This window comes from Streptomyces sp. NPDC052225, from assembly GCF_040679615.1.
Classification (GTDB): Bacteria; Actinomycetota; Actinomycetes; order Streptomycetales; family Streptomycetaceae; genus Streptomyces.
Genome location: NZ_JBFAVD010000009.1, coordinates 200,454 through 226,580, shown reverse-complemented (window position 1 = coordinate 226,580; position 26,127 = coordinate 200,454). Strand labels below are relative to the sequence as shown.

The window sequence follows — 26,127 nt, the reverse complement described above, 5'->3', positions numbered from 1 at the left end:
ATTGATCCCCGGAACGAAACATGGCGAACCGTCGCAAACTTCCCCGACCCGATCGTTCAGAGGGCATACATGGTGAGTGTTCAATCGCCTCCCGGTGGCCGAGACGTCCCCTACACACGCGTGCTGTTGCTTCCCGCGATGGTCATGGCCGCCGCCACCGGAGCGGCCGTGGGCACCGTCGCGCAGCCGGCCCGCCTCGCCGTCGCCCTGTGCGGCGCCCTCGGCACGCTCCTGGTCGTCGCCGTCGCCGCAGAGGCGGTCCGCCGCGGCCGCGTCATCCGGGGCCAGCGCACGCAGTACGCGCACCACGTCGCCGAACTCGAGGCCCGGATCGCGGGCCAGGAGCAGCGCACGCTGCGCATCGCCAAGGAAGTCGTCCCGCACGCCGTGCACCTGGTGAAGGCCGGTGACAACCCCAAGGACGCCGTCCAGTACGCCTGCGACTCGGACCCCGCCTTCCGCGACGTCACCGCGGGCGAGCGCGAACTCATGCGCCGCTGCCTCAAAGAGGTCGACCGCTCGATCGCGGAGAACGACGCCGCCCAGCGCGCCTTCGTCTCCGTCGCCCGCCGCGTCCAGGCCATCGTGCACAAGCAGGCCCAGGAACTGCGCGAGATGGAAGAGGACCACGGCCGCAACCCCGAGGTCTTCGACGACCTCCTGCGCATCGACCACGGCACCGCCCTGATCGGCCGCCTCGCCGACTCCGTCACCGTCCTCGGCGGCGCCCGCCCCGGCCGCCAGTGGCCGCGGCCCGTCAAGCTCTACAGCGTGCTGCGCGGTGCCATGTCGCGCATCCTCGAATACCCGCGCATCGACCTGCACGCCATCTGCGACACCGCCATCAAGGGCATTTACGTCGAACCCCTGATCCACGCGTGCGCCGAACTCCTCGACAACGCGACCCGCTACTCGCCCCCGTCGACCCGGGTGCACGTCACCGCCGTCGAGGTGCAGACCGGCATCGCCATCGAGATCGAGGACGGCGGCATCAGCCTCGGCGAGGAGGCCCAGGCCAAGGTCGAGCGGATGCTGGACAAGGCCAAGGCCGGCGTCGACCTCAACGACCTCGGCGAGAACCCCCGCCTCGGCCTCGCGATCGTCGGCCGGCTCTGCTCCGTGTACAACATGCAGATCTCCCTGCGTCAGTCCGCCTACGGCGGCGTGCGCGCCGTCCTCGTCGTGCCGCGCGAGATGATGAGCACCGAGCCCGCGCCCGGCCTCGCGCACGGCATCGGCGCCACCGCCGTGCCCCGGGTCGACCACAACGGCGTACCGATCAAGGAAGAGCCGCGGCTGAAGAAGACGCGGCGCCCCACCACGGGCCCGCGCCCGTCCGCCCCGCTCGTTCCCCTGGAGGACGACGTCCCGGTGGTCACCGAATGGCGGGCCAATGGACTGCCGCAGCGCCGCAGGAAGTACGACACGAAGATCATCGAGGACCAGATCATCGTGACGCCGCGCAACCCCGACCTCAGCATGCCGCCGCCCGCCGCGCCGCCCGCGCCCGCGCCCGCGCCGTCCGCGGAGCCGGAGCACGCCAAGCCGGCGCAGCCCGAACCCGGCCTGTGGGTCGAGGCGTTCATGAACGGGCTGAAGCCGGACGCCCCGGACGGGTCGGGCGACGCGGAGAAGCCGCATGACGACGCGTACAACCAGCAGGTCGACGAGGGAGACCGACAGTGATCCAGCAACGCGCCAATTTCGACTGGATGCTCAAGGAGCTCGCCGAGTGCGTGCCCAACATCCATCAGGTGGTGGTGCTTTCCTCGGACGGCCTGCGCATCGCCCGCTACGGAGGTGACCCGGACGCCGCGGACCGGATCGCCGCCGCCTGCGCGGGACTTCAGTCCCTGGCGTCCGCCGTCGCGACCGAGATCCCGGCCAGCGACGGCACCATGAACATGGTCATCATCGAGGTCGACGGCGGCTTCTTCTATCTGATGGCCGCGGGCAAGGGCGCGTATCTCGCGGTCCTCGCCGACCAGTTCGTCGACGCGGGGCTCGTCAGCCACCAGATGCGCGACCTCGTCATCCGGATCGGCGCCCACCTCACCAGCCCGCCGCGACGCAACGGGCAGACCGTATGAGTCGGCGCCCACCCGAACCACCGTTCCGGGAACCGCCGCAGCGCGAGCGGCGGGCCCCGCAGGACGGAAAGGCGGTCGACCCCGAGCGCCTGTACGTCATCACGGGCGGCACCGACGGCGCGGACCGCGCGACCCTCGATCTGGTCACCCTGATCGTGGCGCGCGCGGACCCGCCGCGGTCGGCGACCCCCGAACAGGTCGCCGTCTTACGGATGTGCCACACACCCCTGTCCACGGCCGAGATCTCGGCCTACCTCAGTCTGCCGTTCAGCGTGGTCACCGTGCTGCTCGGCGAACTCCTCGCGGCCGAACTGGTCCAGGCGCGCGCACCCGTGATCCGCGGGGCGACCGCCGACCGTTCCCTCCTCGAAGCGGTGATGCATGGACTACAGAAGCTCTGACGCGCCCGGCGCCACCGACATGGCGACCGGCAGCGTGCACATCCCGGGCCCGCGCGCCGAGGACCGGATGCCCGAGACGGTCACCTCGGCCGTGAAGATCGTCATCGTCGGAGGGTTCGGCGTCGGCAAGACGACGATGGTCGGATCCGTGAGCGAGATCCGTCCGCTCACCACCGAGGAGACGATGACGCAGGCGGGCATCGGCGTCGACGACAACTACGGCTCGGAGACGAAGACCGCCACCACCGTGGCCATGGACTTCGGCCGGATCGGCATCACCGACGAGCTCGTCCTCTACCTCTTCGGGACGCCCGGCCAGGAGCGCTTCTGGTTCCTGTGGAACGGCCTGTTCGAGGGGGCGCTCGGCGCCGTCGTGCTCATCGACACCCGCCGCCTGGAGGTCAGCTTCGACGTGATCGGGCGCCTGGAGGAGCGCGGTGTGCCGTTCGTCATCGCCAACAACGCGTTCCCCGACGGCCCGCGCTACCCCTCCGAGGAACTGCGCAACGCCCTCGACCTGGACCCGCACGTCCCGATCATCGAGTGCGACGCCCGCCGCAGGGCCTCCAGCCGCGACGTCCTGATGACCCTGATGCGCTATCTGCACGAGATGGCCCTGCATCACGCCTGACCACCCCCACTCGCCTCGTATCTGCATCTGTTGACCACATGACCGGAGCGATCACGTGACGCCTCCCTCCCAGCCCTCCCAGTCACCGACCGGATTCGACGCCCTCGGGGACCCCTCGGCAGCCCCGCCGCCCGGCTGCCCCGCGCACGCCCTCGGCCCGGACGGGCTGCGCCGGCTGTACGGGCCCGAGGCCGACGAGGACATCGCGGCCGTCTACGAGAAACTGCGGGCCGAACACGGCCCCGTCGCACCGGTGCTGATCCACGAGGACGTCCGCATGTGGGCGGTGCTCGGCCACAGCGAGAACCTCCAGATGGTCAGCACCCCGAGCCAGTTCAACCGCGACGCCCGCAACTGGACGCCCCTGAAGGACGGGACCGTCAAGCCGACGCATCCGCTCGCGCCGGTCTTCACCTTCCAGCCCATCTGCTCGATGACCGAGGGCGACGAGCACCGCCGGCAGAGCGGCGCCGTCCTCGCCGCCGTGGACACCATCGAGCACCGCAGCGTCCGCCGCACCATCAACAAGGCGACGCAGGTCATCATCAACCGGTTCTCCGAGCGCGGCTCCTGCGACGTCGTCAGCGAGTTCGCCGAGCACCTGCCGATGATGGTCATGCTCGAACTCCTGGGCGCCCCGGAGGCGTACGACGAGCGCATCGTGCAGGCGGCCCGCGACATGCTCAAGGGCACCGAGACGGCCGTCGCGAGCAACGAGTACCTCATGAGCGTCCTGATGGGACTTGCCGTGCGGCGCCGGGCCGAGCCGGTCGAGGACGACTTCACCACCGCCCTCATCGCCCACCCGGCCGCCCTCACCGACGACGAGGTGGGGCAGCATCTGCGGCTCATCCTCATCGCCGCGTACGAGGGCACGGCCAACCTCATCGCCAACGTGCTGCGGGTGGTCCTCACCGACCCGCGCTTCAGGGCCCAGCTGAACGGCGGGCAGATGACGGTGCCCGAGGCGGTCGAGCAGTCCCTGTGGGACGAGCCGCCGTTCAGCGCCAACATCGGCTACTTCGCCAAGGTCGACACGGAACTGGGCGGGCAGCGCATCCGCAAGGGCGACGGCCTGATCTTCGGCATCCAGCCGGGCAACGTCGACCCGGCGGTGCGCCCCGACCCGACGGCGCACATGATGGGCAACCGCTCGCACCTCGCGTTCGGCGGCGGGCCGCACGCCTGCCCGGGCCAGGACCTGGGGCGTGCCATCGCCGAGATCGGCGTGGACGCGTTCCTCATGCGTCTGCCCGACGCCGAACTCGCCGTGTCCGAGGCCGAGTTGAGGTGGCGGTCGACGATCATGTCGCGGCACCTCGTGGCGCTGCCCGTGGAGTTCTCGCCGCGGCCGCAGGAGGGCCCGGGAACCAAGAGCGGCGTGCCGACGGCGCGCAAGGAGTGGGAGGTGTCGCCGTCCGCGCCGGCCGCGCCGATGCCGGCCCCCGCGCCTGCGCCCGCCCCCGCACCGGCTCCGGCGCCCGCGGCCCCCGCCGAGCCGCAGCGGGCGCCGGGCGCCTGGCAGCGCTTCCTGCGCTGGTGGCGCGGCTACTGATCCCAGCTGTCGTACGACTCCCAGGCCTCAAGGACGCGTCCACTGGTGAACCGGTGCTCGAAGCCGGTCACCGGATCCCTGAACTCCAGGGAGCGCGCGAGGAGTTGCAGAGGCCTGCGGAAGTCGTCCGGCGCCACGGGACCGGCGATGCGGGGATAGAGCGGATCGCCGAGGATCGGCAGGCCCAGGCTGTTCATGTGGACCCGCAGCTGATGGGTCCGCCCGGTGTGCGGCGTGAGCGCGTAGAGCCCCCACGTACCGTGGTGCGCCGCGAGCTGGACGTGGCTCTCGGCGTTGACCTCGCCGCCCGGGATCTCCTGGGCGGCGAGCACCCCGCGCTCCTTCTCGATCCGGCTGCGCACGGTGACCGGCAGCGCGACCCCGGGGTCGTACGCGGCGACCGCCTCGTACGTCTTGCGCACGAGCCGGTCGCGGAACAGGGTCTGGTACCGGCCGCGCTCCTCCGGTCGTACGACGAAGAGCACGAGCCCCGCGGTCAGCCGGTCGAGCCGGTGCGCGGGGCCGAGCGCGGCGATGCCCGTCTCCCGACGGAGCCGCGCGAGGAGCGTCTCGGCGACATGACTGCCGCGCGGTGTCGTCGCCAGGAAGTGCGGCTTGTCGGCGACGACGATGTGCTCGTCGCGGTACACGATGTCGACGCCGAACGGCACGGGGGTCTCGGGCGCGAGGTCCCGGTGGAACCAGACGTACCCGCCGGGCTCGTACGGCGTCCCGGCGGTCACGGCGGACCCGTCGGCGCGCACGATCCGCCCCGCGTCGATCATCGCGTCGATCACCCCGTCCCCGGCGGCGAGCCGCCCCACGAGATGCTCGCGCACCGTCCGCCACGCCCCGTCGACGGGCATCCGCACCCGCACCGGGTCGACCCCGTCGCGCTGCGGGAGCGGGGAGGGCGGGGTGCGGGAGGAGCGGCGGGTCACCGGGCAAGGGTACGGGGACTCACGGGGCGGGAGGGCTCAGGCGAGCGCGGGCTCCGGGAGCGGGCGGCGCGCGCGGGTCCAGCGGAAGGCCGCGCCGAGGGCGATCGTGGCGCCGAGGAACAGCACCGTGAACCACTGGAAGTACCAGTGCCCGCCCGTCGGGTCGTACACCGCGGCCCGGGGCCACGCCAGGTTGACCGTCATGAACAGGCCGTAGAGCAGGGCGAGGGCGTTGACCGGCAGGCCCCAGCGGCCCAGCGAGAAGAGCGGGCGGCCCGTCTCGTCGGTGCCGTCCGCGCGGGAGCCCCGGTAGGTGCCGCGCACCCTGCGCACCAGCATCGGGCCCGTCACCATCGCGTACGCCAGATACAGCATCACGATGCAGGTCGTGCCGATGGCGAGGAAGGCGTCCGGCGACGCGAAGTTCAGGAGCAGCAGGGCCGCCGCGCAGACGCCCACGACCAGGGCAGGGCCCGTGGGCATCCCGGTGCGCGGGCTGACCCGGGACAGGACGCGGGAGCAGGGCAGCACCCCGTCGCGTGCCATCGAGAAGAGCATCCGGCACGCGGCCGTCTGGATGGCGAGCGTGGCCACCGCGATGGCGATCACCACGTCGGCGAGCAGCACCCGGCCGACTCCGTCGCCGAGGCTGCTGGTGAGGACGTAACTCAGGCCGCCCGAGGCGAGGCCGCCGTCGGTGAGGCTGGGCGCCGCGAGGATCCCGCCGAGCACGAGCAGCCCGCCGAGCAGGCCCGCGGCGCCGAGCGCGGTGAGGATCGTACGGGGCGAGGTTCGGCGCGGATGGTGCGTCTCCTCGCTCATCTCGCCCGCGCTGTCGAAGCCGATCAGGACGTACGCGGCGGTGAGCGAGCCCGTCAACAGGGCGGCCAGGAGGCCCGATCGACCTGCCTCGCCGAGGTGGAAGGTGATGCCGGGGGAGCGCTCGGAATGGGTGAGCAGGAGTACCACGATGAGGATCGCGCCGACGATCTCGGCGGTCACCCCGACCCGGTTGATCAGTGACATCACGCGGTTGTCGACGACGTTGACCAGTGTGGTGAGCGCCAGCAGGATCACGCCGAGGACCGCCGCGTTCGCCGCGCCCGTCGCCGACGTGGGCGAGGGGTCGCCGCCCACCAGCTGGAACCCGGACCACAGCGGCGGCATCACCATCTGCAGCGCGAGCGCGGCCGCCGCGACGACGACGATCTGCCCGATCACCATGATCCAGCCCGCGAACCAGCCGAAGGACGGCGTGGAGAGGCGGGTGGACCACTGGTAGATCGCGCCCGAGATCGGGTAGCGCGCGGCGAGTTCGGCGAAGCACGCCGCGACGAGCAACTGCCCGACGAGCACGGCGGGCCAGGTCCAGAAGAAGACCGGTCCGCCGAACGCGTATCCGACGGCGAAGAACTGGAAGACCGTCGTCAGAACGGAGATGAAGGAGAAGCCGGCGGCGAACGACGCGTACCGGCCGAGGCTGCGGTGCAGCTCCTGGCGGTAGCCGAACGCGGTGAGCGAGGCGTCGTCGGCGGGCAGGGGCCGGGACGGGGTGGCGTCGGACGGGGCGAGGGTGGTCACGGGGCGCGACACCTGCCTTCGGGGCCGGAGGGATTCCTGTCGGGCGACAGAAATTAGGGGTGCGCCGTTTCGCCCGTATGACATGACCGTGTCGCGACAGCGCCCAAGTGCTCACCCGGCGGGGGCGCACGCCGCGCATTCGCGATGCATCGCGTATTGACCGTCCCGGCAACTCGCGATATGTTCGGCCACGAGTATTCGTAAGCGAGCCAGTGGCCGGCGACACGGCCCGGACGGGTCGAGGTGGTTGCGGTGGCGACGAAGCGGCGCAGGCTCTCCAACCCGCTCGCGCTCGCCGTGATGGTGCTGCTCATGGAGAAGTCCATGCACCCGTACGAGATCGCGCAGACGCTGCGCCGCCGCGGCAAGGACACCACCACGAAGATCAACTACGGCTCGCTCTACACCGTCGTGCAGAACCTGGAGAAGCACGGCTTCGTCGAGGTCGCGGGCGTGCAGCGGCGGGGCAACCGGCCGGAGCGCACGCTCTACGGGATCACCGACGCGGGCCGCGAGGAGGCCGCCGAGTGGCTCTCCGACCTGCTCGCCGTGCCCGCGACCGAGTACCCGATCTTCGAGACCGCGCTGTCCCTGATGGGGATCCTGCATCCCGACGAGGTGGTGCGCCTCCTGGAGGAGCGGCTCGCGGGCCTCGACCTCCAGGTGGCGAGCGCGCGCGGCGGACTCGCCAAGCTGTACGAGACGCTGCCGCGGATCTTCCTGGTCGAGACCGAGTACCAGCTGCACATGCTCCAGGCCCAGGCCGAGTGGATCCGGTCCTTCCTCGACGAGGTCAGGAGCGGCTCACTGGAGGGTGTCGCGCAGTGGCGGTCGTTCCACGAGACCGGTGAAGTCCCGCCGGAATTCCGGGACTTGGAGGACTTGGAGGAGTCGCCCACGGACAGCTGACACCGCACGACCGATGCGGAAACAGACCCCGGCAGGGCCGTTGCAGCGGCCCCGCCAGGGTCTCGAACCCCGGACCGACCCCACCGTGGAGCGGGCCCGGCCACCGAGGTGCGGCACACCCAGGGTAGCCCGGAGCTCGTCACGTGGATCAGTCGTCCCGCGCGTACGCGATCACGTACGCGACCCCGTCACGCACCGACTCACCCACTGGGGAGAGCTCCGTCATGAACAGCATCGCGCCCGCCGTACGGGCGCACCGTCTCGTCAAGACCTACCCCGGCGATGTCACGGCCCTCAGCGAGCTGGACATCACCGTCGAACCCGGCACCGTCTTCGGCCTCCTCGGGCCGAACGGGGCGGGCAAGTCCACCACGGTCAAGATCCTCACGACCCTCGCGCGGCCCGACTCCGGCACCGCCGAGGTCGCCGGCCACGACGTGCTGCGCCACCCAGGCCGGGTGCGCCGCGCGATCGGCGTCGTCGCCCAGAAGTCCGGCGCCGACCCCGTCGCCACCGGCCGCGAGAACCTTCGACTCCAGGGCAGGATCTACGGGTTGAGGGGCGCGGGCCTCAGGAGCAGGGTCGCCGAGCTGCTCGACAGGTTCGCGCTCACCGATGCCGCCGACCGGCCCGTCAAGGGGTACTCGGGCGGGATGCAGCGCCGCCTCGACGTGGCGCTCGGCCTCGTGCACCGCCCCGAGGTGCTCTTCCTCGACGAGCCGACGACCGGGCTCGACCCCGAGGCGCGCACCGCGATGTGGGACGAGATCGCCCGGCTCGCCGGAGACGAGGGCCTCACGATCCTGCTCACCACGCACTACCTGGAAGAGGCCGACCGGCTCGCCGAGCGGATCGCCATCGTCGACCGCGGCCGCGTCGTCGTGGCCGGCACCCCCGACGCGCTCAAGGGTGAACTGCGGGGCGACGCCGTCCACTTGGCGCTGCCCGAACCGGTCGGTGACGACGGACGCGGCCTCCTGAACGGCGCGCTCGCCGGCCTGCCCGGGGTGAACGAGGCCCACGTCGACGGCCGCCGCATCAGCGTGCGCGCCGACGACGGGGCGGCGGCGGTCCCGCTGCTGCTCGGTGCCCTCGACCGGGCCGGCCTCGCGGTCGCCTCCGCGACGGTCGCCCGCCCCTCCCTCGACGACGTCTATCTCCGCCACGCCGGCCGCCGCTACACCGAGGCCGACGCCGCCCCGGCCCTGACGGGAGGCGCCCGATGAGCGCCACGAATGTGTCCGACAGCCTGCCCAACACCCTGGCCCAGACCTGGTACATGACGCAGCGTCAGCTGATGGTGTTCGTGTGGCAGCCCGCGTATCTGCTGATCACGCTCATCCAGCCGGTGGTCTGGCTGTTCCTCTTCGGCAGCCTCTTCAAGAACGTGGTGGAGCTCGGCGGCTTCGGCACCACCTCGTACCTTGACTACCTGGTGCCCGGCGTCGTCGTGATGAGCGCCCTCAGCTCCAACATGTGGGCGGGCATGACGACGCTCGACGAGATCCAGCGCGGCACGCTCAACCGCTTCCTGACGACACCGGTCAGCCGCACCGCGCTGGCCAACGGCAACGTCGTCAACAACGGCCTGGTCACCGCGTTCCAGTCGGTGGTCATCGTGCTGCTCGGCCTGCTGGGCGGGGCGGACTACGCGGGCGGCGCGGTGGGCGTGCTCGTCCTGGTCGTCGCCTCGGTGCTGCTCGGCACGGTCTTCGGGGCGCTGTCGAACGCGCTGGGGATGCTCGTCCAGGAGCGGGAGTCGATCATCGGGATCAACACCTTCCTGCTGCTCCCGCTGACGTTCCTGTCGTCGGCGTTCATGGCGCCGTCCCAGATGCCGTCCTGGATCCGGCACGCGGCCGACGTCAACCCGCTCGACTGGGCGATGGTGGCGGGGCGTTCGGCGATGTCCCCCGACCCCGACTGGTCGGACGTGGCGAGCCGGGGCGGGGGTCTGCTGATCCTCGCGGTGGCGGCGGTGTGGCTGTCGACGCGCACCTTCAGGGCGTATCAGCGCAAGGTGTAGCCGCAAGGCCGGGGGCGGGGAGCCGTCAGGCTCCCGCCTCCTGCTCCGCCTCCACCTGTGCGTTCCAGTCCCGCTTCGAGGCCTGCCAGCCGTCCTCGTTGTGCCCCAGGCGCCAGTAGCCGGAGATCGAGAGGTCCTCGCGCGGGATCGCGCGGTCGATGCGCAGATGGCGGCGGAGCTCCTTCACGAAACCCGCCTCGCCGTGCACGAACGCCTGCAACCGGCCCTCGGGGAAGTCCAGTTCGGTGACCGCGGCGACCAGCGCCCGGCCCGCGGGGCGACCGGCCCGGTGCAGCCAGGTGACCTCGACGGGGGAGTCGATCTTCTGCTCCTCCTCGGGGCCCTCGACCTCCAGGAAGACATGCGCGCGCGTGCCCTCGGGCAGCGCTTCGAGCGCCGCGGCGACGGCGGGCAGCGCGCTCTCGTCACCGGCGAGCAGATGCCAGTCCGCCGCGGTGTCGGGGCGGTAGGCGCCGCCCGGGCCCATGAAGTGGATCGTCTCGCCCGGCTGGACGCGCGCCGCCCACGGACCCGCGAGACCCTCGTCGCCGTGGACCACGAAGTCGAGGGTGAGCTCCCGCGCGGCCGGGTCCCAGGCGCGCACCGTGTACGTACGCGTCACGGGCCACTGCTCGCGCGGCAGTTCCTCGCGGATGCGCTCCACGTCGAAGGGCTCGGCGTAGGTGACCCCGGCCGGCGGGAAGAGGAGCTTCACGTAGTGGTCGGTGTACTCCAGCTCCGCGGGGAAGTCCGCGAGCCCGTCACCGCCGAGGACCACGCGCTGCATGTGCGGCGTCAGCCGTTCCGTCCGCACCACCTGCGCGGAACGGGCCTTGCGGGGCTTGCGTGCGGGACGCTCGGCCATGTGCGGTCTCCCTCGGTCACCACTACTTAGGTTTACCTAAGCTAACACCTCATCCGGAGAGGGTGGCGAGGAGCCGGTGCAAAGATCCGCCCAAGCCCCAGCGGTTCGCCAGCTCCTCCAGGGCCATGGGGTCACGGGGCTCGCGCGGCAGCGCCGTGTCCACGTCCGGCAGCGGTACATCGGCCGCGACGCGGACCACCGTCGGCGCCACCGCGATGTACGGCCGCGCCTCGTCGAGCCGCTTGCGCTGGGTCGGCGTCAGCTTCGACGCCGGGTCGTCGACGGCCGCCATGATCCCGGCGAGGTCACCGAACTGGGCGAGCAGCTTCGCGGCCGTCTTCTCGCCGATGCCGGGCACGCCCGGCAGGCCGTCGCTCGGGTCGCCGCGCAGCAGGGCCATGTCCACGTAACCGGAGCCGTCCACGCCGTACTTCTCGCGCAGCAGGTCCTCGTCGGTCATCTGCAACGTGCCGACGCCCTTGAGCGGGTACAGGACACGCCGCTCCTTCTTGTCGTCGACGAGCTGGAACAGGTCGCGGTCGCCGGTGACGATGTCGACCGGGCCGCTCGCACGGCCGGTGAACGTGCCGATCACGTCGTCCGCCTCGTACCCCTCGACGCCCACGCGCGCGATGCCGAGCGCGTCGAGCACGGCCTCGATGATCGGGACCTGCGGCGAGAGGGTGTCGGGGATCTCCTCCTCGTCCGGGGTGCCGGCTGCCGTCTCCTCGGCGACGCGGTGCGCCTTGTACGAGGGGATGAGGTCGACGCGCCACTGCGGGCGCCAGTCCGCGTCCATGCACGCCACCAGGTGCGTGGGGTGGTGGTCGTGGACGAGCCGGGTGATGAATTCCAGCAGCCCGCGCACCGCGTTGACCGGCGTGCCGTCCGGGGCCTTCACGGAGTCGGGCACTCCGAAGTAGGCGCGGAAGTACAGGGACGCCGTGTCGAGCAGCATCAGACGCTGGGGCACGGTGGTGGCTTCGGGTCCTTGGATCACGCCTCGCATCATGCCGCAGCCCACTGACAGTCGCAGTCGGCCACCAATGCCCGGCTCCGCTTGTGCGGAAACCGTCGACCACCGTGAACGCGATGTGAACTGGACCACTCTTCTGTTTGATCGGCATAAGCCCGGGCAGGCGCCGAGCCGGAGCGGAGCCGGTCGCACGTTCAACTATTGAATCGTGGCCGGTTTCACGCGGGCAGACTCCGCACCGCTCCACGGCCCGCCGGCGGGGGAGGCGGGCCGTCTTGGTTCGACCCGAGAGGTGTATGTGTCCAGGCTTGAAGCCGAAGACCTGTACAAGGTGTTCGGCAGACGACCCGATGAGGCGGTGGAGAAACTCCGCCGCGGAGCAGACCGTGAGGAGCTGCGCGCCGAAGGCACCACCGCCGCCGTGATCGACGCGTCCTTCACCGTCGAGCCCGGCCAGATCTTCGTCGTCATGGGTCTGTCGGGATCCGGCAAGTCCACCCTTCTGCGCATGCTGAACGGACTTTTGGAGCCCACCGCGGGACACGTCCGCTTCGACGGGCAGGACCTGACGCAGCTCTCCGCACGGGAGCTGCGTGAGGTGCGCTCGAAGAAGATCAGCATGGTCTTCCAGCACTTCGCGCTCTTCCCGCACCGCTCCGTCCTGGAGAACGCGGGCTACGGCCTGGAGGTGCAGGGAGTGCCGCGCGCCGAGCGCGACAAGCGCGCCCGTGAGGCGCTCGAACTCGCGGGGCTCAAGGGCTGGGAGAAGTCCTTCCCGGACGAGCTCTCCGGCGGCATGCAGCAGCGTGTGGGCCTGGCCCGCGCGCTCGCCACCGACGCCGACCTGCTCCTGATGGACGAGTCTTTCAGCGCGCTCGACCCGCTGATCCGGCGCGACATGCAGGACCAGCTCCTCGATCTCCAGAAGACGCTGAAGAAGACCATCGTCTTCATCACGCACGACCTGAACGAGGCCATGCGCCTGGGCGACCGCATCGCCGTCATGCGCGACGGCCGCATCGTCCAGATCGGCTCCGCCGAGGACATCCTCGTCACGCCGGCCAACGACTACGTCGCGTCCTTCACCCAGGACGTCGACCGCTCCCGCGTGCTGACCGCCGGCGCGATCATGGCCGTGGCCGAGAAGGGCTACGACAAGGCCGCGGCGCCCGCGACGGTCACCGAGGACACCCCGATCATCGACCTGTTCACGCCCTGCGCGACCAGTGAGATACCCGTCGCCGTCACCGGTGAGGGCGGCAAGCTCGTCGGCGTCGTGCCGCGCGAACGGCTGCTCGCGGTGCTCGGCGAGCCGATGAAGACCGTCGAGGACGCCGGGAAGAGCGGCCTCGTGAAGGAGCCGAAGGACGCCGTCCCCGCCCCGCGCGGCGAGGGCGACGAGCCGGTGGAGAAGGTGAACGCCGGTGCCTAGGATCCCCTTCGGCGACTGGGTCAACGATGTGGTCGAGTGGCTGCTGGGCCACATGTCGTGGCTCTTCGACTTCCTCAAGACCTGCTTCGACGGCATCTACACGGGCATCAGCGACCTGCTCCAGGCCCCCGAGCCGCTGATCCTGGTCGGCATCTTCGCCGTCATCGCCTTCTGGCTGCGCGGCACACTCGCCGGCGTCCTGACCTTCGTCGGCCTCGGGTTCATCGTGAACCTGGAGCTGTGGGACCACGCCATGCAGACGCTGGCGCTCGTCCTCGTGGCGACGCTCATCGCGCTGGTCGTCGGCGTGCCGCTCGGCATCTGGGCGGCCCGCTCGAACCGGGTCAGCGGCCTGTTCCGGCCGGTCCTCGACCTGATGCAGACGCTGCCGGCGATGGTCTACCTGATCCCCGCCATCCTGTTCTTCGGCTCCGGCGCCCCCGCCGGCATCGTGGCGACCCTGATCTTCGCGGTGCCCCCGGGCGTCCGCATGACCGAGCTGGGCATCCGCCAGGTCGACAAGGAACTGGTCGAGGCCGCCGAGGCCTTCGGCACCAGGCCGCGCAACACCCTGCTGCGCGTGCAGCTGCCGCTCGCCCTGCCGACGATCATGGCCGGCGTCAACCAGGTCATCATGCTCGGCCTGTCCATGGCCGCCATCGCGGGCATGGTCGGCACCGAGGGCCTCGGTGCCGACGTCAACCAGGCCATCGGCCAGCTGAACGTCGGCCTGGGCGCGGAGTCCGGCATCGCGATCGTCATCCTGGCGATCTACCTGGACCGCATGACCAGCTCGCTCGGCCAGCAGGTCTCCCCGCTCGGCCGCCGCGCGCTCGCCAAGCTGCGCTCCGCGCAGGGCCTGAACATCTGGTCCTACCGTCCCCGTCCGGCCGTCGCGGTCGTCGGTGTCGTCGTCCTCGCGCTCGTCGCGGGCGGCATGGGCATGTTCGGCGGCACCACCTCGTCGACCGCCTCCGGCGACAGCACGAACGTCGGCCAGGGCAAGAAGATCTCCATCGGCTACATCCCCTGGGACGAGGGCGTCGCCTCCACGTTCCTGTGGAAGGAGATCCTGGAGCAGCGCGGATTCGACGTCGAGGCCAAGCAGTTCGACGCGGGCCCGCTCTACACCTCGCTCGCGCAGGGCAGCGTCGACTTCGAGACCGACTCCTGGCTGCCGACGACGCACGCCCAGTACTGGAAGAAGTACGGCAAGCAGCTCGACGACCTCGGCGCCTGGTACGGCGAGACGTCCCTGGAGCTGACGGTGCCCGCCTACATGAAGGGCATCGACTCGCTCGCCGACCTCAAGGGCCAGGGCGACAAGTTCAAGGGCAAGATCACCGGCATCGAGGCCAGCGCCGGCGAGACCGCGCTGCTCAAGAGCAAGGTGCTCAAGGCGTACGGCCTCGACAAGGAGTACAAGGTCGTCGACAGCTCGACGCCGGCGATGCTGGCCGAGCTGAAGCGCGCGTACGCCAAGAAGGAGCCCATCGTGGTTCCGCTGTGGTCGCCGCACTGGGCGTACAACGACTACAAGCTCAAGAAGCTCAAGGACCCGAAGGGCGTCTGGGGCAAGGGCGACGGCGTGCACACGCTGTCCCGCAAGGGCTTCGGCGACGACAACCCCGAGGTCGCCAAGTGGCTCAAGGACTTCAAGATGAGCGAGAAGCAGCTCACCAGTCTTGAGGCCGAGATCAACAAGGCGGGCAAGGGCAAGCAGCAGGACGCCGTCAAGACGTGGCTGAAGTCCCACCCCGGCCTCGTCGACAAGCTCGCCCCCGTCAAGAAGCAGTCCTCCGGCACCGGCTCGGACTCCAAGGACCCGGTGAACGTCGCCTGGTTCCCGTGGGACGAGGACGTCGCGGTCACGTATCTCTGGAAGAACGTCCTGGAGAAGCGCGGCTACAAGCTGAACCTCAAGCAGATGGACGTCGGCCCGGTCTACACCGGCCTCGCCAGCGGTGACCTCGACGTCAACTTCGACGCCTGGCTGCCGTACGCCCAGAGCAACTACTGGAACAAGAGCAAGGACAACCTGAAGGATCTGGGCAGCTGGTACAGTCCGACCTCCCTCGAACTCGCCGTTCCGTCGTACGTGAAGGGCGTCAAGTCCCTCGCGGACCTCAAGGGCAAGTCGAAGACCTTCGACGGGAAGATCATCGGTATCGAGCCGGGCACCGGCGAGATGAACCTCCTGAAGAAGGACGTGCTCCCCGGCTACGGCCTGGACAAGGAGTACAAGGTCGTCGACGGCTCGACCCCGGCGATGCTCGCCGAACTCAAGCGCGCCTACGCGAAGAAGGAGCCGATCGCGGTCGTGCTCTGGTCGCCGCACTGGGCGTACAGCGAGTACAAGCTGACCAAGCTGGCCGACCCGAAGAAGAAGTTCGGTGAGGGCAACACGATCCGGACGATCTCCAACAAGGACTTCCCGAGCGACTACCCGCAGCTCACGAAGTGGTTCAAGAACTTCAAGATGAGCGAGGACGAGCTGGGCAGCCTGGAGGCCGAGATCAAGAACCGCGGCAAGGGCCAGGAGGAAGAGGCCGTCGCCGCGTGGCTGAAGGATCACGCGGACGTCGAGAAGCGGATGACCGCTTCCTGATCTCCGGTACGCGTGCGTGACGCGAGGGGTGGGCTGTGAGACAGCCCACCCCTCGTTCCGTTCCGTCGTCGCGGCTCGCGTTCGTACGCTCGACAGCACCGTGTCCGCCGCCCGGCTCAGCGCCTTCGCCGCCGCCGCGCTCGCCGCCGCTCTGCTGTTCGTCCAGCTGCCCGCCGCCAGCGCTTCGGCGGCCTCGACCGCCACCGCCCGTTTTGTGGAACTTGCCGCGAATGTCACCACGGCGGACGGGTACCACTACGCCTCCGCCGACGACACCGGGCGGACCATGGACGCCGCCCAGATCGTGCAGGCCGCCGACGGCATGTACCTCGCCGTCTATCACACGATGCTCGCCGACGGCCGCTTCCACTCGGCCGTCGCCACCTCCGACGACCTCGTGAACTGGCAGCGACGGCACGACTTCGGGGCGGGATCCAGCCAGCCGGCGCTCGCCGCCGACGGCCGCGGCGGCTATGTCCTCGCCTACGAGAAGGACCCGGCCAACCACATCGCGGTGCGCGGCTACGACGACCTCGACGCGCTCCTCGCCGGCCGCGCCGCCCACGCCTTCGACGCGCCCCGCACGCTCTCGCGCTGCTCCGAGGGCACGCCCGCGATCACGGCCGTACGCGGCGGCACGATCGAACTGACCGGCCACTACCGCGCCGACTGCGACACCGACCGTCAGCTCACCGCCACCCTGCGCGACTACCGCGACTGGCACGCGGAGCCCGTCCACCGCCTCGACCGCGCGATAGAGACGCACGGCGCCACCGGCAACATCGGCGACCGGGCCCCGCTCGAACTCGCCGGGCAGCCGATGGTCCTCATCGAGGGGCAGCGGTGGCGCGACGACTTCGGCAGCTGGTCCACGTACGCCTACGATCCCGCCTCCGGCCGGGCCGACCGCGTCCCGCTGCGCACGCACGGCGGCTCCACCTCCTTCGCGAATCCGTCGGCGAACCTGATCACGGACCCTGGTGGCCGGCCCGCTCTCCTGGTAAGCCTGTTCATCCCCGCGGAGGGTGCGGCGGACGGAGAATCCGGGCAGCTCGTGTACTGGCGGGAGCTCCAGCACACGGCCCGATACGAACCCACGGCTTCCTCCGCTCGCATGAAACCGTCCGGCGAACATGCGTAGGGTGCAGATAAACGAACAGCGCGGCGGTGGGATCGGCGGGAGGGAGCGGAAGTCATGGACGAACACAAGGAGACACTTCGCGTGGGCGCGGCCGTGCGACGCCGCCGCCGCACGCTCGAACTGACGCTCTCCGCCGTCGCCGAGCGCAGCGGTCTGTCCGTGCCGTTCCTCAGCCAGGTCGAGAACGAGCGGGCCCGGCCCAGCCACCGCTCCCTGGAGAAGGTCGCCGACGCCCTCGGCACCACCGCCGTCGAACTCCTCGCCGCCGCCGACCCCGCCCGCACCGTCGATCTGGTGCGCGCCGACGACACCTCGGTGGACGAGGGGGACAGCGCGGACACCGTCGTACGGTCCCTCGTCCGCGGCCACCATCAGATGCACGCCCAGGAGTTCGTGGGCGACCACGACCCGGGCCGCGAGTTCCAGCTCCGCAACGACGTGCTGATGTACGTCACCGAGGGGGCCGTCGAGGTGGAGGCGGATGGGCGGGCGTACCGCCTCGTGCGCGGTGACACGCTGTACCTGACCGGCGGCGTACGGCACCGCTGGCGGGCGACCGTGCCGGACACGCGGGTCCTCGTGGTCGCGGTCGCCGAGCACATCGACGCGGTCGACGAGCCCGGGCCGAAGTAGCGTGCGGGTCGTCTCACTCGTCCCGTCGCTGACGGAGGCGGTGGCCGTCACGCTGCCGGATGCCCTGGCCGGCGCGACCGACTGGTGCACGCATCCCGCCGGGCTCGATGTCCCCCGGATCGGCGGCACCAAGAACCCGGACGTCCCGGCGATCCTCGCGCTCCGCCCCGATCTGGTCCTCGCCAACGAGGAGGAGAACCGGGAGCCCGACCTCGCCGCCCTGCGCGCGGCCGGCATCGAGGTGCTCGTCACCGAGATACGTCAACTGCCGCAGGCGCTGCGGGAACTGGACCGGGTCCTGCGCGCCTGCGGGGCGTCGTCCCGGCCGCGATGGCTGGACGAGGCGGAGGCGGCCTGGGGCCGACTCCCCGTCCCCGCACGGCGCTTGCGGGCCGTCGTGCCGATCTGGCGGCGCCCCTGGATGGTGCTCGGCCGCGACACCTTCGCCGGCGACCTCCTGTCCCGGCTCGGCGTCGACAACACGTACGCCCACCATTCCGACCGCTATCCCCGCGTCCCCCTCGACGAACTGCGCGCGGCGGAGCCCGACTTGGTGGTCCTCCCCGACGAGCCCTACCGCTTCACCGCAACCGACGGCCCCGAGGCATTCGAGACCCCGTCGGCGCTGGTGAGCGGCCGCCATCTGACGTGGTACGGGCCGTCGTTGGCCGAGGCGCCGGGTGTTCTTGGCGCGGCGCTGCGAGGGAGGGCGGGGGAGCGGTGAGCAGACGGCGGTACGTCGCCCGAGGCGTGCCCGGCGGGTACCGGATCCGGGACAACGCGGGCCGCCGCTGGTGGGGCGACCACTACGAGCTCTGCCCGGACGACCTGCTGACCGAGCTGAACGGCGCGGCGGACCCGGCGCGGATCACCGCCCTCCTCAAGCGGTACCGAGCGCTGAAGCGGTGACCCGGGCCCGCGGTGGCGCCAGGAGGCGGCCGGTGCGCAGGCCGCGGGCCGTGTGGAGGGCCGCCACCGCCCAGGCCGCCACGAGTACCCCGTACAGGACGAGCGCGAGGGCGTCGAACGCGGCGAGGCCGGTGTGCTCGGCGAGGCCCTCCGCGCCCGTGACGCATGTGCCGACGGGGAACGTGAACGCCCACCACGTCATCGCGAACCCCATGCCCCTGCGGCGCGCCCGCACCACCATCGCCACGGCGAGCGTCAGCCACATCAGGGCGAAGCCCATCACCGGGACGCCGTAGAGGACGGCGAACGCGGTGAAGCCGTGCGCGTACGAGTCGGGCAGCACACCGCCCGCGACGTCGGCGAACTTGTTGGCCGCGGTCGTCGACTGGCCCAGCGGACCGAGCACCAGGAACAGCGTCGGGGTCAGCGCGAGGGGGAGGGGGCCGGCCGTGACCAGCCGCGCGAAGATCACCGGCAGCATCACCAGGGTCGCCAGCAGGCTCAGACCGAACATGGCGTAGCAGGCGAGGAGCAGGGTTTGCTGCGCCTGGCCGGGCGGGAGGTGGGGCACGAGGAGCGGGCCGACCGCCGCCGACACCATCGGCGCGACGACCGGCAGCAGCCACACCGGCGACGCCTGACCCGGCTCGATACGGTGCCTGACCACCATCAGGTACGGGATCGCGACGGCGGCGGCGAGACCGATGAGCGTGCCCGCGACGAACAGCACCGAGTCGACGGCGACCGCCGCGCCGACCCCGATCCAGTCCTGGCCGACGAGCAGCGTCCCGGCCCCCACCGCGAGCAGCGCCATCGACAGACAGCCGTAGAACGGGGCCACCGCCGGGTCCATGAGGTGCGCCCGCGCCTGGTCGGGGTGGTGGACCCAGTGCAGAACCCGCGCGCCGAGCAGCAGCAGGAGCATCACGAACGACAGCGCCCACACGAGCGTGCACGCGGTGCGCAGCCCGGTGAACTGCACGGGCAGCGTCGCGCCCGCGTTGGCGACGATCGCGGTACCCATGACGGAGGCGTACCAGTTGGGGCCGAGGTGGCGGACAGCGGTGACCATGTCTTTACGCTCCCGCAATGGCAGGGCCCCCACCAGGGACGTTGTCGCTATGGGGGCATAAGCTGACTTTATGAGCAAGGAGCGTACGGAGACGGACCCGACGGTGCCCGGGGCGCTCGCGCACCGGGTGCCCGACCTCGGCGCCCTCGAGCTGCTGCTCGCCGTCGCCCGCCTGGGCAGTCTCGGCGCGGCAGCCCGCGAACTCGGCATCACCCAGCCCGCCGCCAGCAGCCGCATCCGCTCCATGGAGCGACAGCTCGGCCTCGCCCTCGTCGACCGGTCGCCGCGCGGTTCGCGGCTCACCGACACGGGCGCGCTCGTCACCGACTGGGCGCGGCGGATCGTGGACGCCGCGGAGGAGTTCGACGCCGGCGCGCAGGCGCTGCGCGTCCGGCGGGACTCCCGGCTGCGGGTCGCGGCGAGCATGACGATCGCCGAGTACCTGCTGCCGCGCTGGCTCATCGCCCTGCGGGCCGAGCGTCCTGACACCGCGGTGTCGCTGCTCGCCGGGAACTCGGCGACCGTCGGCGAACGGCTGCTGTCGGGCGACGCGGACCTGGGGTTCGTGGAGGGAGTCTCCGTGCCGGCCGGTCTCGACTCGGCGGTCATCGCGCAGGACAGCCTCATCGTGGTGGCCGCGCCGGGACACCCGTGGTCGCGGCGCCGGCGGCCGCTGCTCGCGGACGAGCTGGCGGCGACGCCGCTGATCCTTCGCGAGGAGGGGTCGGGGACGCGGCAGGTGCTCGACGCCGCGCTCGGCGGGCTCGCGCGGCCGTTGATCGAGCTGTCGTCGACGACCGCGGTGAAGGCGGCGGCGGTCAGCGGGGCCGGGCCTTCTGTGCTCAGTGAGTTGGCGGTGGGGGAGGAGCTGGCGTCTCGTCGGCTGGTGCAGGTTCCGCTGGAGGGGGTTCGGCTGAGCCGGGATCTTCGGGCTGTGTGGCCTGCGGGGCATCTGCCGACGGGGCCTGCGCGGGATCTGTTGTCGTTGACCCGGTCGGGTTGAGCGGCGATCTCGCTGAGGTCGCGGGGCTCTGCCCCGGACCCCGCTGCTCAATCGCCGCAGGGGCTTGATGTGGTCCCGCTTGTCGTTCGTCGCAAGGCTTGGATCAGAAGCCGTGCGGGGCCGACGCCGCCCGTACCAAGCCCTGTGTGACCCTCGTGTCCTCGCCCATCTCGGGGTGCCACTGGACCCCGATCACCCAGGACATGCCGGGCAGTTCCACCGCCTCGACCGTGCCGTCCGCCGCGTGGGCCGACGCCACGAGGCCCTTGCCGAGACGGTCCACCGCCTGATGGTGGTAGGTCGGCACGTCGGAGGGCTCGGGGACGAGCTCCCCGTACCGCGTGCCGGGCACCGACGTGACCGTGTGCCGGCCGAACGTGCCGACCTCCTTCACGTGACCGTCGATGTGCTGCGTGAGGGTGCCGCCCAGCGCCACGTTCAGGAGCTGCATGCCGCGACAGATGCCGAGCAGTGGCGTCCCGGACGTCAACGCGGCCCGGATCAGGGCGAGTTCCCACGTGTCGCGCTCCGTTGCCGCGGGTCCCGTACGCGGATCGCGCTCGGCCCCGTACCGCGACGGCTCCACGTCGGGGCCGCCCGCGACGATCACCCCGTCGAGCCGCGCCACCACGGAGGGAGCGTGCTTCGGGTCGTCCGGCGGCACCATCGCGGCGAGCCCGCCGGACTCCTGCACGAGCCGCGGATAGCCGACCGGGAGGAGGGCGGCGGGCAGCTCCCACACGCCCCAACGGGCACGGTCCTCCAGGTAGGTGCTGATGCCGATCAGCGGCCTGCTCACCATGGCGTGATCCTTCTCGGTCCGGGGGCTCAGAGCGTACGAGACCGCCGCCCGGCACACCGACACGTTCAGCATGTGGGCACGGCCAAGAGAAAGGTCAATGGAATGGGGGAAGACCTTTTGCGGGGCGCTACGTGAGAAAGCCGCGCAGCAGCGCCGCCGTGCCCGCGCAGTGCTCCCGCATCATCTCCCGCGCCCCGTCCGCGTCCCCGTCGAGCACAGCGTCCACCAGGGCGGTGTGCTGGCGCTGCGAATGCTCCAGGTTCCGTACCAACAGCGGGATGCAGTCGAGGAGTTCGTTGATCGTGGCGCGCACCGCCGCGTACTGCGCCGCCAGCGTCGGTGACCCGGACAGCTCCGCGAGGGTGAGGTGCAGCCGGGTGTCCCGGCGGCGGTAGGCGTCGAGCGGGGCGTCGTGCGTGTCGGCGAGCGCGGCGCGCAGCCGTGCGGCCGGTGCCGCGTCGAGCCCGTGGGACGCGCACAGCCCCGCGGCCCCCACCTCGAGGACCTCGCGGAAGCGCAGCGCGTCCTCCACGTCCACGTCCGCCAGACGGCGGCGCAGCTCGTCCTCGCCGGGCGTCGCCGTGCGCGGCACGACGAACGTGCCGCCGTACCGGCCGCGCCGCGACGCCACCAGGCCCTGGTCCTGAAGTACCTTCAGAACCTCGCGCAGCGTGACCCGGCTGATGCCGAGCCGGTCCGCCAACTCCCGCTCGGACGGCAGCCGTTCACCCCCGGGCACCAGGCCGAGCCTGACCACCTGGAGGATCTGCTCCAGCGCCTCCTCGAAGCCGTTGCCCGCCCGGACCGGGCGCAGCACCGTGGCGAGGCCCCCCGCGTCGTCCGTGTGCGACATCTGGCCCAACCCCCTTCCCAAGCAAAGGTTCTCGGCAATACCTTATGGCTCTCGGCTGACCCAAGGGACCCCAGGGCCTAGGAGGATTTCCCGTGGCAGACCGCACACCCCCGCTCGCCGTCGAGGAGCTGCACGCCCTCGTCGCGGGCGGCGAGATCGACACCGTCGTCCTGGCCTTCCCCGACATGCAAGGCCGCCTCCAGGGCAAGCGCTTCGCCGCCCGGTTCTTCCTCGACGAGGTCCTCCACCACGGCACCGAGGGCTGCAACTACCTCCTCGCCGTCGACACCGAGATGAACACGGTCGACGGCTACGCGATGTCCTCCTGGGACCGCGGCTACGGGGACTTCGCGATGCACCCCGACCTGTCCACCCTGCGCCGCGTCCCCTGGAACGCGGGCACCGCGATGCTCATCGCCGACCTCGCCTGGGAGGACGGCTCGCCCGTCGTCGCCGCGCCCCGCCAGATCCTCCGTCGCCAGCTGGAGCGGCTCGCCGAGCTGGGCCTGACCGCCCAGGTCGGCACGGAGCTGGAGTTCATCGTCTTCAAGGACACGTACGAGCAGGCCTGGGACGCGAACTACCGCGGCCTCACGCCCGCGAATCAGTACAACATCGACTACTCCGTCCTCGGCACCGGCCGCATCGAGCCGCTGCTGCGCCGCATCCGCAACGAGATGGCGGGCGCGGGCCTCACCGTCGAGTCGGCCAAGGGCGAGTGCAACCCCGGCCAGCACGAGATCGTCTTCCGCTACGACGAGGCGCTCGTCACCTGCGACCAGCACGCCGTCTACAAGACGGGCGCCAAGGAGATCGCCGCGCAGGACGGTGTCTCGCTCACCTTCATGGCGAAGTACAACGAGCGCGAGGGCAACTCCTGCCACATCCACCTCTCGCTCACGGACGCGGACGGCGCGGGCGCGATGTCCGGTCCCGAGGGGATGACCGAGCTCATGCGGCACTTCCTCGCCGGCCAGCTCGCCGCGCTGCGCGACTTCTCCCTGCTCTACGCGCCGAACATCAACAGCTACAAGCGCTTCCAGCCGGGCTCCTTCGCGCCCACCGCCGTCGCCTGGGGCCACGACAACCGCACGTGCGCGCTGCGCGTCGTCGGCCACGGCCGCTCGCTCCGCTTCGAGAACCGGCTCCCCGGCGGCGACGTCAACCCGCACCTCGCCGTCGCCGGCATGGTCGCGGCGGGCCTGTACGGCGTGGAGCACAAGCTCGAACTCCCGGACGCCTGCGCGGGGAACGCGTACACCGCCGGGTACGAGCACGTCCCCTCCACCCTGCGCGAGGCCGCCGAGCTCTGGGAGAACAGCCCGATCGCGAAGGCCGCGTTCGGGGACGAGGTCGTCGCCCACTACCGCAATCTGGCGCGCGTCGAACTGGACGCGTTCGACGCCGCAGTCACCGACTGGGAGCTTCGCCGAGGCTTCGAAAGGCTGTGACCCCGTGACCCCGCTCGCGCCCGACTGGGAGACCGACCTGAGCACCGCACCCCCCACCGACCCGACCACCCTCACCGTCCTCAACCCGGCCACCGAGGACGTCGTCGCCACCGTCCCCGCCGCCGACGCGGGCGACGTCGACCGTGCCGTGCGCCGCGCCGTGGAGGCGCAGCGCGGCTGGGCCGCCGCGGCACCCGCCGACCGCGCCCGCCTGCTGCGCCGCTTCGCCGACACCGTCGACCGGCACGCGGAAGAACTCGCCCAGTTGGAGGTCCGCGAGGCCGGACACCTCATCGGCAACGCGCGCTGGGAGGCCGGCAACGTACGGGACCTGCTCCTGTACGCGGCCGGCGGCGCCGAACGCCTCAACGGGGCGCAGATCCCCGCGCCCGGCGGCTGGAACGTCACCTTCCACGAGCCGCTCGGCGTCGTCGGCGTCATCGCCCCCTGGAACTTCCCGATGCCGATCGCCGCCTGGGGCACGGCCCCCGCCCTCGCGGCAGGCAACGCGGTCGTCCTCAAGCCCGCCGAGACGACCCCGCTCACCGCCCTGCGCCTGGCCGAACTCGCCCTGGACGCGGGCCTTCCCGAGCACCTCTTCCAGGTTCTGCCCGGCTACGGCGCCCACGCGGGCCGCGCCCTCGTCGACCACCCCGACGTCGCGAAGGTCGTCTTCACCGGCTCCACGCGCACCGGCCGCGACGTCATGCGCCGCTGCGCCGAACAGGCCAAGCCCGTCACCCTCGAACTGGGCGGCAAGAGCCCGAACATCGTCTTCGCCGACGCCGACCTCACCCGGGCCCTCGACCCGTTCTCCTTCCTCGACAACTCCGGACAGGACTGCTGCGCCCGCACCCGCGTCCTCGTCCAGGAGTCCGTGTACGAGGAGGCCGTCGCGTATCTCACGGACGCGATCGGAGCCGTCGTGGTCGGCGACCCGCTGGACGAGAAGACACAGATGGGCCCGCTGATCTCCCGTCAGCAGCTGGACCGGGTACGGCACTTCGTGTCCGGCGACGCGCCGGCGATCCGCGGCAGCGCCCCGACCGGGCCCGGCTTCTGGTTCCCGCCGACCGTACTGACGGGCGAGGCGCCGGACGGGCGCGCCGCCGTCGAGGAGATCTTCGGCCCGGTCGCCGTCCTGCTCCCGTTCTCCGACGAGGCCGACGCGATCCGCCTCGCCAACGACACCCCGTACGGCCTCTCGGGATCCATCTGGACCCGCGACCTGGGCCGCGCCCTGCGCATGTCCGGAGCCGTCCGCGCGGGCAACCTGTCCGTCAACTCCCATTCCAGCGTGCGCTATTGGACACCGTTCGGCGGCTACAAGCAGTCCGGGCTCGGCCGTGAGCTCGGCCCCGACGCCCTGACCGCCTTCACCGAGACCAAGAACGTCTTCATCAGCACGGAAAGCACCGAACGCACGGAAAGCACGGAGGGCCCCGCACAGTGACCGAAGAGAACAGCATCTGCCGCCGCCTCGTCGGCCGCACCGCCGTCATCACCGGCGCCGGCAGCGGTATCGGCCTCGCGACCGCCCGCCGCCTCGCCGCCGAGGGCGCCCACGTCGTCTGCGGCGACATCGACGCCACCGCGGGCAAGAAGGCCGCCGAGGAGGCCGGAGGGATCTTCGTCCAGGTCGACGTCACCGACGCCGAACAGGTCGAGGCCCTCTTCAAGACGGCCTTCGACACCTACGGCAGCGTCGACATCGCCTTCAACAACGCCGGCATCTCGCCGCCCGACGACGACTCCATCCTCGACACGGGCCTGGAGGCGTGGAAGCGCGTCCAGGAGGTCAACCTCACCTCCGTGTACCTGTGTTGCAAGGCCGCGATCCCCTACATGCGGCAGCAGGGCAAGGGTTCGATCATCAACACCGCGTCGTTCGTGGCGCGGATGGGCGCGGCCACCTCGCAGATCTCGTACACCGCGTCCAAGGGCGGCGTCCTCGCCATGTCCCGTGAACTGGGCGTGCAGTTCGCCCGCGAGGGCATCCGCGTCAACGCCCTGTGCCCCGGCCCGGTCAACACCCCGCTGCTCCAGGAGCTGTTCGCCAAGGACCCGGAGCGGGCGGCGCGCCGCCTGGTGCACATTCCGGTCGGCCGGTTCGCCGAGGCCGACGAGATCGCGGCCGCCGTCGCCTTCCTGGCCAGCGACGACTCCTCCTTCGTCAACGCCACCGACTTCCTTGTCGACGGCGGGATTTCGGGCGCGTACGTCACGCCTCTGTAGGGGACGCGACAAC

General features: G+C 71.2%; 25 protein-coding genes. 18 read left to right on the top strand and 7 right to left on the bottom strand.

Annotated features, from left to right (window positions below):
- Window positions 1–69: 69 nt before the first annotated feature.
- Genes AB0L37_RS16560 through AB0L37_RS16540 form a run of 5 tightly spaced genes read left to right on the top strand, consistent with a single transcriptional unit; the run spans window position 70 to window position 4,677 of the window.
- Window positions 70–1,686, top strand: a complete 1,617-nt coding sequence (locus AB0L37_RS16560) for an ATP-binding protein (RefSeq protein WP_365505027.1) — start codon at window positions 70–72, stop codon at window positions 1,684–1,686.
- Window positions 1,683–2,090 (top strand): roadblock/LC7 domain-containing protein, encoded by a 408-nt coding sequence (locus tag AB0L37_RS16555; RefSeq protein WP_365505025.1) that lies wholly within the window; start codon window positions 1,683–1,685, stop codon window positions 2,088–2,090. The genes AB0L37_RS16560 and AB0L37_RS16555 overlap by 4 nt, the downstream gene beginning before the upstream one ends.
- Window positions 2,087–2,491: a DUF742 domain-containing protein gene (locus tag AB0L37_RS16550; RefSeq protein ID WP_365505023.1), complete on the top strand. Its 405-nt coding sequence runs from the start codon at window positions 2,087–2,089 to the stop codon at window positions 2,489–2,491. Before AB0L37_RS16555 ends, AB0L37_RS16550 begins: the two co-directional genes overlap by 4 nt.
- A 19-nt stretch (window positions 2,492–2,510) precedes the next feature.
- Entirely contained in the window at window positions 2,511–3,122 is a 612-nt protein-coding gene (locus AB0L37_RS16545; RefSeq protein ID WP_365505111.1) for an ATP/GTP-binding protein, read from the top strand.
- A gap of 55 nt (window positions 3,123–3,177) precedes the next feature.
- A complete protein-coding gene (locus tag AB0L37_RS16540) occupies window positions 3,178–4,677 on the top strand; it encodes a cytochrome P450 (protein WP_365505021.1) in 1,500 nt (499 codons plus the stop codon).
- Here the strand turns inward: AB0L37_RS16540 and AB0L37_RS16535 are convergent.
- On the bottom strand, window positions 4,671–5,618 hold the full coding sequence (locus AB0L37_RS16535) for an RluA family pseudouridine synthase (protein WP_365505019.1): 948 nt from the start codon (window positions 5,616–5,618) through the stop codon (window positions 4,671–4,673). The two genes, AB0L37_RS16540 and AB0L37_RS16535, sit on opposite strands and share 7 nt — an antisense overlap.
- Before the next feature lie 36 nt (window positions 5,619–5,654).
- On the bottom strand, window positions 5,655–7,199 hold the full coding sequence (locus AB0L37_RS16530) for an amino acid permease (RefSeq protein WP_365505017.1): 1,545 nt from the start codon (window positions 7,197–7,199) through the stop codon (window positions 5,655–5,657).
- 252 nt (window positions 7,200–7,451) lie between these two features.
- On the opposite strand from AB0L37_RS16530, the gene AB0L37_RS16525 reads away from it, so the two are divergent.
- The 3 genes from AB0L37_RS16525 to AB0L37_RS16515 all read left to right on the top strand — a co-directional run bounded on the left by AB0L37_RS16525 (window position 7,452) and on the right by AB0L37_RS16515 (window position 10,134).
- On the top strand, window positions 7,452–8,108 hold the full coding sequence (locus AB0L37_RS16525; RefSeq protein ID WP_365505015.1) for a PadR family transcriptional regulator: 657 nt from the start codon (window positions 7,452–7,454) through the stop codon (window positions 8,106–8,108).
- 224 nt (window positions 8,109–8,332) lie between these two features.
- Complete coding sequence (locus tag AB0L37_RS16520) at window positions 8,333–9,334, top strand: ATP-binding cassette domain-containing protein (RefSeq protein ID WP_365505014.1); 1,002 nt, start codon at window positions 8,333–8,335, stop codon at window positions 9,332–9,334.
- Between the two features lie 23 nt (window positions 9,335–9,357).
- Window positions 9,358–10,134 (top strand): ABC transporter permease, encoded by a 777-nt coding sequence (locus AB0L37_RS16515; RefSeq protein WP_365505109.1) that lies wholly within the window; start codon window positions 9,358–9,360, stop codon window positions 10,132–10,134.
- 25 nt (window positions 10,135–10,159) lie between these two features.
- Here AB0L37_RS16515 and AB0L37_RS16510 read toward each other — a convergent pair whose 3' ends face one another.
- Together AB0L37_RS16510 and AB0L37_RS16505 are read right to left on the bottom strand one after the other, a co-directional pair.
- Window positions 10,160–10,999 (bottom strand): siderophore-interacting protein, encoded by an 840-nt coding sequence (locus AB0L37_RS16510; protein WP_365505012.1) that lies wholly within the window; start codon window positions 10,997–10,999, stop codon window positions 10,160–10,162.
- 49 nt (window positions 11,000–11,048) lie between these two features.
- Window positions 11,049–12,008 carry a 5'-3' exonuclease gene (locus AB0L37_RS16505; RefSeq protein WP_365505107.1) on the bottom strand — a complete coding sequence of 320 codons (960 nt, stop codon included), beginning with the start codon at window positions 12,006–12,008 and terminating at the stop codon, window positions 11,049–11,051.
- Between the two features lie 265 nt (window positions 12,009–12,273).
- Here AB0L37_RS16505 and AB0L37_RS16500 point away from each other — a divergent pair, with 265 nt between their 5' ends.
- The 6 genes from AB0L37_RS16500 to AB0L37_RS16475 all read left to right on the top strand — a co-directional run bounded on the left by AB0L37_RS16500 (window position 12,274) and on the right by AB0L37_RS16475 (window position 18,698).
- Entirely contained in the window at window positions 12,274–13,407 is a 1,134-nt protein-coding gene (locus AB0L37_RS16500; protein ID WP_365505010.1) for a glycine betaine/L-proline ABC transporter ATP-binding protein, read from the top strand.
- Window positions 13,400–16,015, top strand: a complete 2,616-nt coding sequence (locus tag AB0L37_RS16495) for an ABC transporter permease/substrate binding protein (protein WP_365505008.1) — start codon at window positions 13,400–13,402, stop codon at window positions 16,013–16,015. The genes AB0L37_RS16500 and AB0L37_RS16495 overlap by 8 nt, the downstream gene beginning before the upstream one ends.
- Before the next feature lie 100 nt (window positions 16,016–16,115).
- Window positions 16,116–17,156 carry a hypothetical protein gene (locus tag AB0L37_RS16490; RefSeq protein WP_365505006.1) on the top strand — a complete coding sequence of 347 codons (1,041 nt, stop codon included), beginning with the start codon at window positions 16,116–16,118 and terminating at the stop codon, window positions 17,154–17,156.
- 54 nt (window positions 17,157–17,210) lie between these two features.
- Complete coding sequence (locus AB0L37_RS16485) at window positions 17,211–17,789, top strand: XRE family transcriptional regulator (RefSeq protein ID WP_365505004.1); 579 nt, start codon at window positions 17,211–17,213, stop codon at window positions 17,787–17,789.
- A 1-nt stretch (window position 17,790) separates the two neighbouring features.
- On the top strand, window positions 17,791–18,513 hold the full coding sequence (locus AB0L37_RS16480) for a helical backbone metal receptor (protein ID WP_365505002.1): 723 nt from the start codon (window positions 17,791–17,793) through the stop codon (window positions 18,511–18,513).
- On the top strand, window positions 18,510–18,698 hold the full coding sequence (locus tag AB0L37_RS16475; RefSeq protein WP_365505001.1) for a hypothetical protein: 189 nt from the start codon (window positions 18,510–18,512) through the stop codon (window positions 18,696–18,698). The genes AB0L37_RS16480 and AB0L37_RS16475 overlap by 4 nt, the downstream gene beginning before the upstream one ends.
- On the opposite strand, the gene AB0L37_RS16470 is transcribed toward AB0L37_RS16475, so the two are convergent.
- Entirely contained in the window at window positions 18,670–19,770 is a 1,101-nt protein-coding gene (locus tag AB0L37_RS16470; RefSeq protein ID WP_365504999.1) for a TDT family transporter, read from the bottom strand. The two genes, AB0L37_RS16475 and AB0L37_RS16470, sit on opposite strands and share 29 nt — an antisense overlap.
- A gap of 70 nt (window positions 19,771–19,840) precedes the next feature.
- On the opposite strand from AB0L37_RS16470, the gene AB0L37_RS16465 reads away from it, so the two are divergent.
- Window positions 19,841–20,773 (top strand): LysR family transcriptional regulator, encoded by a 933-nt coding sequence (locus AB0L37_RS16465; protein WP_365504997.1) that lies wholly within the window; start codon window positions 19,841–19,843, stop codon window positions 20,771–20,773.
- 103 nt (window positions 20,774–20,876) lie between these two features.
- Here the strand turns inward: AB0L37_RS16465 and AB0L37_RS16460 are convergent, their stop codons facing one another.
- Both AB0L37_RS16460 and AB0L37_RS16455 read right to left on the bottom strand, forming a co-directional pair.
- Window positions 20,877–21,572 (bottom strand): gamma-glutamyl-gamma-aminobutyrate hydrolase family protein, encoded by a 696-nt coding sequence (locus AB0L37_RS16460; protein WP_365505105.1) that lies wholly within the window; start codon window positions 21,570–21,572, stop codon window positions 20,877–20,879.
- Window positions 21,573–21,702: 130 nt separating this feature from the next.
- Window positions 21,703–22,428 (bottom strand): FCD domain-containing protein, encoded by a 726-nt coding sequence (locus AB0L37_RS16455; protein ID WP_365504995.1) that lies wholly within the window; start codon window positions 22,426–22,428, stop codon window positions 21,703–21,705.
- Window positions 22,429–22,520: 92 nt separating this feature from the next.
- Between AB0L37_RS16455 and AB0L37_RS16450 the strand changes: the two genes are divergently transcribed.
- Genes AB0L37_RS16450 through AB0L37_RS16440 form a run of 3 tightly spaced genes read left to right on the top strand, consistent with a single transcriptional unit; the run spans window position 22,521 to window position 26,114 of the window.
- Window positions 22,521–23,879, top strand: a complete 1,359-nt coding sequence (locus tag AB0L37_RS16450; protein WP_365504993.1) for a glutamine synthetase family protein — start codon at window positions 22,521–22,523, stop codon at window positions 23,877–23,879.
- A gap of 37 nt (window positions 23,880–23,916) precedes the next feature.
- Window positions 23,917–25,332, top strand: a complete 1,416-nt coding sequence (locus AB0L37_RS16445) for an aldehyde dehydrogenase family protein (protein WP_365505103.1) — start codon at window positions 23,917–23,919, stop codon at window positions 25,330–25,332.
- Entirely contained in the window at window positions 25,329–26,114 is a 786-nt protein-coding gene (locus AB0L37_RS16440; protein WP_365504991.1) for a 3-oxoacyl-ACP reductase, read from the top strand. The genes AB0L37_RS16445 and AB0L37_RS16440 overlap by 4 nt, the downstream gene beginning before the upstream one ends.
- Window positions 26,115–26,127: the final 13 nt, after the last annotated feature.